The sequence below is a fragment of the Pseudaquabacterium rugosum genome (assembly GCF_038066575.1).
GTDB lineage: Bacteria > Pseudomonadota > Gammaproteobacteria > Burkholderiales > Burkholderiaceae_C > Pseudaquabacterium > Pseudaquabacterium rugosum.
This window is the reverse complement of sequence record NZ_JBBUTF010000033.1, coordinates 38985-46303: the sequence shown is the minus strand read 5'-3', so window position 1 is coordinate 46303 and position 7319 is coordinate 38985. Positions and strand designations below refer to the sequence as shown.

General features: G+C 69.7%; 7 protein-coding genes and 3 tRNA genes. 1 reads left to right on the top strand and 9 read right to left on the bottom strand.

The window, feature by feature from the left end; genetic code table 11:
• From AACH11_RS23405 to trpD, 7 genes are all read right to left on the bottom strand, one after another.
• The coding region (locus AACH11_RS23405; RefSeq protein WP_341376700.1) for a GTP-binding protein at positions 1–458 on the bottom strand (458 nt) is incomplete at its 3' end.
• A 61-nt stretch (positions 459–519) separates the two neighbouring features.
• Positions 520–594: transfer RNA gene (locus tag AACH11_RS23400), tRNA-Thr, on the bottom strand.
• Between the two features lie 101 nt (positions 595–695).
• Positions 696–769 (bottom strand) — tRNA-Gly (locus AACH11_RS23395).
• 142 nt (positions 770–911) lie between these two features.
• Positions 912–997: transfer RNA gene (locus AACH11_RS23390), tRNA-Tyr, on the bottom strand.
• A gap of 134 nt (positions 998–1131) precedes the next feature.
• Complete coding sequence (locus tag AACH11_RS23385; protein ID WP_423228808.1) at positions 1132–1836, bottom strand: uracil-DNA glycosylase; 705 nt, start codon at positions 1834–1836, stop codon at positions 1132–1134.
• 101 nt (positions 1837–1937) lie between these two features.
• A complete protein-coding gene (gene trpC, locus AACH11_RS23380; RefSeq protein ID WP_341376699.1) occupies positions 1938–2726 on the bottom strand; it encodes an indole-3-glycerol phosphate synthase TrpC in 789 nt (262 codons plus the stop codon).
• Between the two features lie 48 nt (positions 2727–2774).
• Complete coding sequence (gene trpD, locus AACH11_RS23375) at positions 2775–3809, bottom strand: anthranilate phosphoribosyltransferase (protein ID WP_341376698.1); 1035 nt, start codon at positions 3807–3809, stop codon at positions 2775–2777.
• 326 nt (positions 3810–4135) lie between these two features.
• Between trpD and AACH11_RS23370 the strand changes: the two genes are divergently transcribed.
• A complete protein-coding gene (locus AACH11_RS23370) occupies positions 4136–4735 on the top strand; it encodes a PEP-CTERM sorting domain-containing protein (protein WP_341376697.1) in 600 nt (199 codons plus the stop codon).
• A 101-nt stretch (positions 4736–4836) separates the two neighbouring features.
• On the opposite strand, the gene AACH11_RS23365 is transcribed toward AACH11_RS23370, so the two are convergent.
• Positions 4837–5424: an anthranilate synthase component II gene (locus AACH11_RS23365; RefSeq protein ID WP_341376696.1), complete on the bottom strand. Its 588-nt coding sequence runs from the start codon at positions 5422–5424 to the stop codon at positions 4837–4839.
• Between the two features lie 29 nt (positions 5425–5453).
• Positions 5454–6929, bottom strand: a complete 1476-nt coding sequence (trpE, locus tag AACH11_RS23360; RefSeq protein ID WP_341376695.1) for an anthranilate synthase component I — start codon at positions 6927–6929, stop codon at positions 5454–5456.
• Positions 6930–7319 lie beyond the last annotated feature (390 nt).

Below are 7319 nucleotides of genomic sequence, written 5' to 3'. Positions count from 1 at the left end.
TCCATCTCGACGAGCTCGAGCAGCTCGGCGTCGTCGACCATGTCGCACTTGTTCAGGAAGACGATGATGTACGGCACGCCGACCTGACGGGCCAGCAGGATGTGCTCGCGGGTCTGGGGCATCGGGCCGTCAGCGGCCGAGCACACCAGGATCGCGCCGTCCATCTGGGCGGCACCCGTGATCATGTTCTTCACGTAGTCGGCGTGACCCGGGCAATCCACGTGCGCGTAGTGACGGTTCTCCGTCTCGTACTCGACGTGCGCGGTGTTGATCGTGATGCCGCGAGCCTTCTCTTCCGGCGCCGCGTCGATCTGGTCGTAGGCCTTGGCCTCACCGCCGAACTTCTTGGCCAGGATCGTGGTGATCGCTGCCGTCAGCGTGGTCTTGCCGTGGTCGACGTGACCGATCGTGCCGACGTTGACGTGCGGCTTGGTCCGCTCGAACTTGCCCTTTGCCATGTTGCGCGCTCCTCGCGGTCGAACAGGAAGTGAGTGAAAGGATACGGGTACGGTGTGAGGGTGGTGCCCATGGCGCGGATCGAACGCGCGACCTCTCCCTTACCAAGGGAGTGCTCTACCACTGAGCCACATGGGCATCGACACAGGTCTGGACTCGCGATGAATCCAGACCAGTATCGACCACTGCCTTCAGACAGGCGACACCAAAAGAGCGATCGGCATTGCACCGACGGATGCTGGAGCGGGAAACGGGAATCGAACCCGTGTCATTAGCTTGGAAGGCTAAGGTTCTACCATTGAACTACTCCCGCCTAGCCACCCGTGAGGCCCGCATCAGGACCTCACAGGACTCCGAATTGTTGCGCAACGCTTTCAGGCCGATGCACCGGCTTTTGCTACCAAACGAATACCGCTGATCGCGGCACCCATTCGGACAAAAGCCATTCTTCGCACTGGTGGAGGAGGCTGGATTCGAACCAGCGTAGGCGTAAGCCAACAGATTTACAGTCTGCCCCCTTTAGCCACTCGGGCACCCCTCCGTGGCGAAGAACTTCGAACTATAGCCATGTCACCCTGAGTGCGCAAGCCCTTTCGCACAAAAATCTTCAAAAACCTGGGGTTGCCCCGAATCGGCGGGGCTGTTGCACGGGGCGCAGGCTCAACGCCCCCGCCATCAGCGTCGCCAGTCAGGCTCCGGCAACCCCTGAGCGGCGCACCAGGCGGCCAGGCGGCTGAAGTGGCCACAGCCGATGAACGGCTGCGGCGGACGCCGGGCCGACAAGGGCGAGGGATGGTTGGCCATCAGCACCAGATGCCGCCCACCGCCAGCGGCCTCGATGAGGGCCGCCTTGGACTGCGCATGCGCCCCCCACAGGAGATACGCCCGGACGCCAGGATCGGCCGCCGTGGCCGTGATCAAGGCGTCGGTCAGCGGCGCCCAGCCGATCCGGGCGTGGGAGCCTGCCTGGCCGGCCTCGACCGTCAACGCGGTGTTCAGCAGCAGCACGCCACGCCGTGCCCAGTCGCCCAGATGACCGTGCGACGGCACCGGTACGCCCAGGTCGCGCGCGAGCTCGACGTCGATGTTGCGCAAGCTGGGTGGGCGCGGCACCCCGTGCGGCACCGAAAAGGCCAAGCCCTCGGCCTGGCCAGGGCCGTGGTACGGGTCCTGCCCCAGGATGACGATACGCACCCGGGCCCGAGGCGTCAGGGCCAGCGCCCGCAGCGGCGAGGCCGGATGGATCACCGCCCCCGCATCCAGCCGGCGGCCGAGCGCCTCCGCCACGGCCCGGCCGGCAGGGCCGGCCCGCCAAGCCTGCAGCACATCCGACCAATCGGCAGGCGCATCGGCCAGCAGGACATCCAGGCCGACGGACAGCCGGTCGGCAGGGGCGGCGGACCGGCTCGCCGCCGGGGCCTCGACCGGTGGATCGAATCCTTCGAGGGTGGCCGTGCCCGCCGGAGGGCGCAGGCGGCGGCTCACGCGAACAGCGCGCCCAGCGCGGCACCCGGATCAGCCGCCCGCATGAAGGCCTCGCCGACGAGGAAGGCGTGGATGTCGGCCGCGCGCAGCGTCTGCACGTCCTGCGGCGCGAGCACGCCGGATTCGGTCACCAGCAGACGATCGGCCGGCACCCGGGCCCGCAGGTCCAGCGTGGTCTGCAGCGAGACCTCGAAGGTGCGCAGATTGCGGTTGTTGATGCCCACCAGCGGCGTGCGCAGGCGCAGCGCCCGCTCCAGTTCGTCGCCGTCGTGGACCTCGACCAGCACGTCCAGGCCGAGGCCGCTCGCGCAGTCCTCCAGCTCGCCCATCTGCGCATCGGACAGGCAGGCGGCGATCAGCAGGATGCAGTCGGCGCCGATGGCGCGCGCTTCCAGCACCTGGTAGGGATCGACCATGAAGTCCTTGCGCAGCACCGGCAGCGCGCAGGCCGCGCGGGCCTGCTCCAGGTAGGCATCGGCGCCCTGGAAGAACTGCACGTCGGTCAGCACGCTCAGGCAGGTGGCGCCGGCGGCCTCGTACTGGGTGGCGATCTCGGCCGGACGGAAATCGGCGCGGATCACGCCCTTGCTGGGGCTGGCCTTCTTGATCTCGGCGATCACGGCGCTGCGGCCGTCGGCCACCCGGCGCTGCATCGCGGCGGCGAAGCCGCGTGGCGCGCTCTGCCGGGCGACCAGATCGTGCAGGGCGGCCTCGCTGCGCCGGGCACGCGCGGCGGGCACCTCCTGGCGTTTGACCTCGACGATGCGTTGGAGGATGTCGGACATGGGCAATGGTTCGAAAGGGGAAAACGGAGCACGGACCCTCGGGAGGCCTCAGGCCCCCTGCAGACGCTGCGTGCAGGCGACGAACTGCGCCAGCCGCTCGGCAGCGGCGCCACTGCGCACCACCTCGCGGGCCCGGCGCACGCCGTCGGCGATGGACTCGGCGACACCGGCCGCATACAGCGCGGCACCGCTGTTGAGCAGCACGATGTCGCGGTGCGGACCGTCCTCGTCGGCCAGCACGCGGCGGATGCACTGCACCGATTCCTCGCGGTCGGCCACCCGCAGCACACGCGTGTCGTAGACCGGCAGGCCGAGGTCGGCCGGATGGATGCGGTACTCGCGCACCTCGCCGTCCTTGAGCTCGCCGACCAGGGTCTCGCCGGACAGCGAGATCTCGTCCATGCCGTTCATGCCGTGGACGACCAGCACGTGCTCGCTGCCCAGGCGCTGCAGCACCCGCACCAGGATGCCGACCAGATCGGGATGGAACACGCCCAGCAGCTGGTTGGGTGCGCCGGCCGGGTTGGTCAGCGGACCGAGGATGTTGAAGATCGTGCGCACGCCGAGCTCCTTGCGCACGGGCGCGGCATGCTTCATCGACGCGTGGTGGTTGGGCGCGAACATGAAGCCGATGCCGGTCTCCTCCATGCAGGCGGCGACCTGCTCGGGGGCGAGATCGATGCGCGCGCCGAGGGCCTCCAGCGCATCGGCCGAGCCCGAGGTCGACGACACGCTGCGCCCGCCGTGCTTGGCCACCCGCGCGCCGGCCGCCGCGGCGACGAAGACCGAGGCGGTGGAGATGTTGAAGGTGTGCGAACCATCCCCCCCGGTGCCGACGATGTCGACCAGACGACCGCGGTCACGCACCGGCACCGGCGTGGCGAACTCGCGCATGACCTGGGCCGCGGCGGCGATCTCGCCGATGGTCTCCTTCTTCACGCGCAGGCCGACGGACAGCGCGGCGATCATCACCGGCGACATCTCGCCGGCCATGATGCGGCGCATCAGCGCCAGCATCTCGTCGTGGAAGATCTCGCGGTGCTCGATGACGCGGGTCAGGGCGTCGGTGTTGCTGATCGTCATGTCGTGCTCTTGTCGAAAGAAAGTCCGGCCCGTGCAGGCCACATCGGAGGGGACGCACACGCGGTGCGCCAGTCTAGCCAGTGGACCCACGGCGGCGGCAGGCTCACGGCCTGCGGGCGCCCCGCCGACCAGGACGGATCCGGACACATCCGGAAACCTTTTGCCCCTTGGCTGCGGGGACGCTTGCGGACATCGGATGCCGTCGGCTCCGTCATGATCGCGGCGCGTTCGTGCACCGGTCCGGTGCGACGCGCTCTCCCGTGGCGGCTCGACAGCGTCCGGGCGGTCCCCCTGTCGCCTGTCGACCCGCACACCGGAACCCGAACATGTCCGTTGCCCACCTGCCGCGCGCACTCGCGCTGGCCCTCGCCACCCTCGGTCTGGCCTCCACCGTCCAGGCCACCGTCGTGATGCCGCCCCAGACCGCCGGTCTGGCAGAGCCGGGCACCTACACCTACAGCGGCTGGTGCATGGACTGCGAGAGCGATGCCACGGCCGTCGTGACGGTCACCGGCAGCGACACGTCCAGCTGGACCTTCGACTATGTCTCGGCGCTGGCCGGCCAGGTGTCGTTCCAGGTGCTGGCGTGGACGGGCAGCCTGTCGGCCGCGATGTCCGGCGACGCCGCCGTCAGCTTCCTGCTGCAGACGGCCGAGCCGCTGACCATCGACTCGCCCTGGTACGCCCCCGTGACCAGCACGCGGTGGACCTTCACCACCGGCCTGCCGATGGAGACGGAGCACGGCTTCGACCTGTCGGGCTTCACGCTGCAGGCCTGGATGGCCGAGGACGCCGCCGACGTCGGCCGCAGCGGCAGCTGGAGCGCGGCCAGCGCGCAGCCGGTGCCCGAGCCGTCCAGCTTCGCGCTGGCCGGCCTGGCCCTGGCGGGCCTGGCGCTGGCCACGCACCGCCGACAGCCGCACTGACCGGCCCCGGTCCGGGCTGCGGCCGGCGCAGGCCGGGACCGGCGGCGCCATCGACGGCCTGCGGTTGCGGCCCATGCCAGCGGCTGCGCAGGACCGGCCGCTCAGGCCCGGCCGCGGCGCAGGAAGTTGCGCAGCATCGCGTGGCCGTGCTCGGACAGGATGCTCTCGGGGTGGAACTGCACCCCTTCCAGCGGATGGTCGGTGCCGGCCAGATCGCGGTGGCGCACGCCCATGATCTCGCCGTCCGGGCTGGTGGCCGTCACCACCAGCTCGGCCGGACAGGTCTCGCGCTCGATCACCAGCGAGTGGTAGCGCACGACGTCGAACTGCTCGGGCAGGTCGCGGAACACGCCCTGGCGGTCGGTGGTGATGGTGCTGGTCTTGCCGTGCATCTGGCGCTGGGCGCGCACGATGCGGCCGCCGAGCGCCGCCCCGATGCTCTGGTGGCCCAGGCACACGCCCAGGATCGGCAGCTTGCCGACGTAGGCCTGGATGGCCGGCACGCAGACGCCGGCCTCGGCCGGCGAGCACGGCCCCGGCGAGAACACCAGGTACTCGGGATCCAGCGCGCCGATCTCCTCGACCGAGATCTCGTCGTTGCGCACCACCTTGACCTCCTGGCCCAGTTCACCGAAGTACTGGACGATGTTGAAGGTGAAGGAATCGTAGTTGTCGATCATCAGCAGCATGGTCGTTTTTCCTCTTCGATCCGTCGCCTTCAGAAGCCTTCTTCCACCAGTTCGGCGGCACGCAGCAAGGCGCGCGCCTTGTGCTCGGTCTCCTTCCATTCGAGCTCGGGCACCGAATCGGCGACCACGCCGGCCGCCGCCTGCACGTACAGCGTCTGGTTCTGGACGATGCCGGTGCGGATCGCGATGGCCAGATCCATGTCGCCGGCGAAGCTCAGGTAGCCGCAGGCACCGCCGTAGATGCCGCGCTTGACCGGCTCCAGCTCGTCGATGATCTCCATCGCGCGGATCTTGGGCGCACCGCTGAGCGTGCCGGCCGGGAAGGTGGCGCGGAAGACGTCGAGGCTGGTCGCGCCCTCCTGCAGCAGGCCCTCGACGTTGCTGACGATGTGCATCACGTGCGAGTAGCGCTCGATGGCGAAGGCCTCGGTCACCTTGACCGAACCGGTCTTGGCGATGCGGCCGATGTCGTTGCGGGCGAGGTCGATCAGCATCAGGTGCTCGGCCCGTTCCTTGGGGTCGGCCTGCAGCTCGGTGGCGAGCGCCGCGTCCTGCTCGGGCGTGGCGCCGCGCGGACGGGTGCCGGCCAGCGGGCGGATGGTGACCTTGCGGCCGTCGGCCGTGTCCTCCTGGCGCACCAGGATCTCGGGGCTGGCGCCGACGATCTGGAAGTCGCCCATGTCGTAGTAGTACATGTAGGGCGACGGGTTCAGCGAGCGCAGCGCGCGGTAGAGCGACAGCGGGCTCTCGGTGTAGCGCTTCTTCAGGCGCTGGCCGATGACGACCTGCATGCAGTCACCGGCGGCGATGTAGCCCTTGGTGCGCTCGACGGCGGCCTCGAGCTGCTCGCGGCTGGTCTCGCGCTCGATCGCGTAGCTGGGGCCGCGCTTGACCGTCGGTGCGGTGACGCTGTAGCGCAGCTTGTCGGTCAGATCGGCCAGGCGCTTCTTGCCGCGGAAGTAGGCCTCGGGCTGGGCCGGGTCGACGTAGACGATCAGATACAGGCGGCCGCTCAGGTTGTCGATGACCGCCAGCTCCTCGGTCTGCAGCAGCTGGATGTCGGGCGTGTCCAGGCCGCCGGGCTTCTGCGTCCGGGCCAGCTTGGGCTCGATGTAGCGCACCGCGTCGTAGCCGAAGTAGCCGGCCAGACCGCCGCAGAAGCGCGGCAGCCCCGGACGCAGCGCGACCTTGAAGCGCTGCTGGTAGGCCTCGATGAACTCCAGCGGGTTGCCCTCGTGGCGCTCGACCACCTGACCGTCGGTGACGACCTCGGTGACGAAGCCGGTGGCCCGCACCAGGGTGCGCGCCGGCAGGCCGATGAAGCTGTAGCGGCCGAAACGCTCGCCGCCGACGACGGACTCCAGCAGGAAGCTGTGCTTCTCGCCACCGGCGAGCTTCAGGTAGAGCGACAGCGGCGTCTCGAGGTCGGCGAAGGCCTCGGACAGCAGCGGGATGCGGTTGTAGCCCTGCGAGGCGAGGCTCTTGAATTCCAGTTCGGTGATCACGATGGGGGCCTCCTCAAGCCCTGGAGACGGCCTGTGCGGACCGCGCCCGTCAGGGCACGACCGGCACGCGCGGGCCGTTCGGTGTGTGCGGGAATCCAGGGGCTGCCACGGTGGGCACGGGCCGGAGAGGCCGGGCGGTCGCCAGGGCCGGAAGGCCTGACGCCGGAACACACCCCTGTTCGGGCTGTGCGCCGGGCCGGTTCAGGCGGGGCCGGAACGCGTCGGGGAGACGGTCGCGGGCGCTTGGAGGGCGACGGGCAGGCAGCCGATCAGACGGAAACGGGCCAGCGTCGCCAGGGCCAGGCTCCTCGGCCTGCGGCCCTCGCGGACGACTGTGCAGTCTGATCGCGCCGGGTGGTCATGCGGTCGATCATAGCAGCGCCGTCCGTC

Bases quoted from the DNA above. Each gene is read 5' to 3' on its own strand.
- AACH11_RS23370 (WP_341376697.1), top strand. From the start codon at position 4,136: ATGTCCGTTGCCCACCTGCCGCGCGCACTCGCGCTGGCCCTCGCCACC.
- AACH11_RS23365 (WP_341376696.1), bottom strand. From the start codon at position 5,424: ATGCTGCTGATGATCGACAACTACGATTCCTTCACCTTCAACATCGTC.
- trpD (WP_341376698.1), bottom strand. From the start codon at position 3,809: ATGACGATCAGCAACACCGACGCCCTGACCCGCGTCATCGAGCACCGC.
- trpC (WP_341376699.1), bottom strand. From the start codon at position 2,726: ATGTCCGACATCCTCCAACGCATCGTCGAGGTCAAACGCCAGGAGGTG.